Origin of the sequence: Streptococcus oralis SK304, assembly GCF_000287715.1 — a bacterium.
Classification (GTDB): Bacteria; Bacillota; Bacilli; order Lactobacillales; family Streptococcaceae; genus Streptococcus; species Streptococcus oralis_Y.
Genome location: NZ_ALJN01000025.1, coordinates 1 through 2,660, shown reverse-complemented (window position 1 = coordinate 2,660; position 2,660 = coordinate 1). Strand labels below are relative to the sequence as shown.

Genomic DNA, 2,660 nt, shown 5'->3' with positions numbered 1-2,660 from the left:
ATCACCAGAAGAATACGGTGATGTCGTTGTTCATTATGTGGATGAATCTGGTAAGAAGATCAAGGAAGATGTGACTGATACTTCTCGTGGTAAGGTTGGCAAAGACTATGACACAACAGATCATAAGAGTATCTCTATCAAGCATGGTAACACAGTTTACAACATTGTACCTGAAAAGACCAAAGGTCAAGAACGAGGTAAGGTTGTGAAGGGTGTAACAGAAGTTACCTATGTCTATAAGGCTGTTCAAGCAGAACCTAAGAAGCTAGGTACCAATGCTAAGGGTGAAGATGTTAATGGTAAGACGATGTTAGCTGGTTCAACAGAGGTTTACACAATTAACATTGACAACGACCAATACAAGGGCACAACAGGTCTGGTTGACCAAGACAAACAAGCCGGCTTGATGGTAGTTGAGAAATACGATAGCAAGTTTGTAACACCAAATCTGGATGCTGTTCGTATGACGACAGAAGATGGCAAGGTTGTCAGCGGCTTCACGACTAAGATTTACAAGTCTGTTGCAGAAGCTCCACAAAAGGTTCAAGATTATATCAAGGCTAAGGGCTTGACAATTGATGGTGAGTTTGCGGTAACAACTTCAGATGATCCAGTAGCCTACACGAATGACTATGCCTTGAAGGGAATCAACCTGAAATTGATCTTCCCAACAACTGTGAAGAAAGATATTAAGGAAGCGAGCAAGTACGAAAACAAGGCTTATCAAATTGACTTTGCCGGTATTGCAGAAACCAATGTCGTAACGAATAATATTCCGAAGATTAATCCGAAGAAAGATATTGTAGCGACAGTTGAAGATGGTCTGAAAGATCAAAACTCTTTGGATGGCAAGACGATTAAAGTTGGCGCTGTCTATAACTTCGAGTTGAACACTTCTTACTTGCCAGCGAAACGTGGCCAGTCTATTGATAAAATTGAAGTGAAGGACACTTATTCACCGCTTGTGGAATATAATGGCGTTCACAAATGGATTGCCAATACAGATATTCTCTTGAAAGATAACACGAAGATTGCCAAAGGAACTGATTTGACCCGATATGTCAACCAAGATATTGATCATCAGGCTAGAACAGTTGTCTACAGCTTCTCTAGTGACTTCTTGAGCAAGATTTCTGATGATAGTGAATTCCAAGCGATTGGTTACATGCAAGTGAAACAGCTTGACTATGGTACAGTGAAGAATACCTTCACAGAAATCATCAATAATGTTGAACGTGATTCTAACACGGTAACTGTGGTAACACCTGAAAAACCTCAGACACCGCCTGAAAAACCTCAGACACCGCCTGAAAAACCTCAGACACCGCCTGAAAAACCTCAGACACCGCCAGTAGTTCCAACTACACCTCGAACTAATTTGCCTGAAACAGGTGAAAAAGACCATGGTGAAGCAACTGTTCTTGGTTTAGCGATGATGGTATCAGCAATGTCACTCCTTGGTTTCAGTAAGCGCAAAGAAGAGAAATAATCATAAAGTTTATTTCTCGCTTATACCTAGGAACGTTGACTTCGTAGGCTCCTTGTCAACTGTAGTGGGTTGAAGTCAGCTAAGATCGAGAAAGGACAAATTTTGTCCTTTCTTTTTTGATGTTCAGAGTGATGAAAATCCGTTTTTTGAAGTTTTCAAAATTCCGAAAACCAAAGGCATTTCGTTTGATGAGTTTAATGAGATTATTAGTCACTTCTAATTTTGCATTAGAATAGGGTAACTGAAGGGCGTTTACAATCTTCTCTTTGTTCTTGAGGAAGGTTTTAAAGACAGTCTGAAAAAGAGGATGAACCTACTTTAGATTGTCCTCAATGAGTCCGAATAATTTGTTAGACTCCTTATTCTGAAAGTGAAAAAGTAAGAGCTGATAGAGCTTATAGTGGTGTTTCAAGTCTTCTGAATAGCTCAAAAGCTTGTCTAGAATTTCTTTATTCGTCAAGTGCATGCGAAAAGTAGGGCGATAAAATCGTTTATCGCTGAGTTGTCGATTACCCTATTGAATGAGTTTCCAGTAACGTTTGAGTGCCTTATGCTCGTTCGATTTTCTATCCAATTGATTCATGATTTGAACACGCATACGACTCATAGCTCGGCTGATATGTTGTACAATGTGAAAACGATCGAAGAAAAGAGTTTCTTAGTGATGACCGTCAAGTGAACTTTCTTGATTAATTTTTGAGTAATTTTCTGGTTAATAATAGATGAGATTTGAGGGCTCTTCTTGACTAAGGAAGTCCCAGCAATACTCACTTTTCTACAGGCTTTACAGTGGAAGCGCTGTTTTCTTAGGCGAATCAGAGCCTGGTATCCCGCATAGTCTAGATAGGGGGTTAGATTCTTTTTAGAAATCATATTTATCCATTTGTCCTTGGCAGTTGGGAACATTTAGAAGTAGGATAATCTAGTTTAGCATAGATTTCTTTATGTGCATCCCTATTGATGATATCTAGAATTTTGATGTTTGGGTCTTTGATATCGAGTAGTTTTGTGATAAAATGTAATGGTTCCATATGATTCTTTCTAATGATGGTTTGGTCGCTTTTCATTATAGAACTTATGGGATTTTTTTCTACCTTGAATATACAATATAAGTGCACAATAAAAACTCATAAGATTTTCTAGTAAAATAGAATTGAACGAACTAGTTACG

Annotated in this window: 1 protein-coding gene and 1 pseudogene; one reads left to right on the top strand and one right to left on the bottom strand. The window is 38.6% G+C overall.

Annotated features, from left to right (window positions below):
- Positions 1-1,489, top strand: a 1,489-nt coding sequence (locus HMPREF1125_RS12395; protein ID WP_000313473.1) for an SspB-related isopeptide-forming adhesin, incomplete at its 5' end; no start/stop codon positions are given.
- A 79-nt stretch (positions 1,490-1,568) separates the two neighbouring features.
- Here HMPREF1125_RS12395 and HMPREF1125_RS12705 read toward each other — a convergent pair.
- A pseudogene (locus HMPREF1125_RS12705) lies at positions 1,569-2,520 on the bottom strand (transposase).
- Between the last annotated feature and the right edge of the window lie 140 nt (positions 2,521-2,660).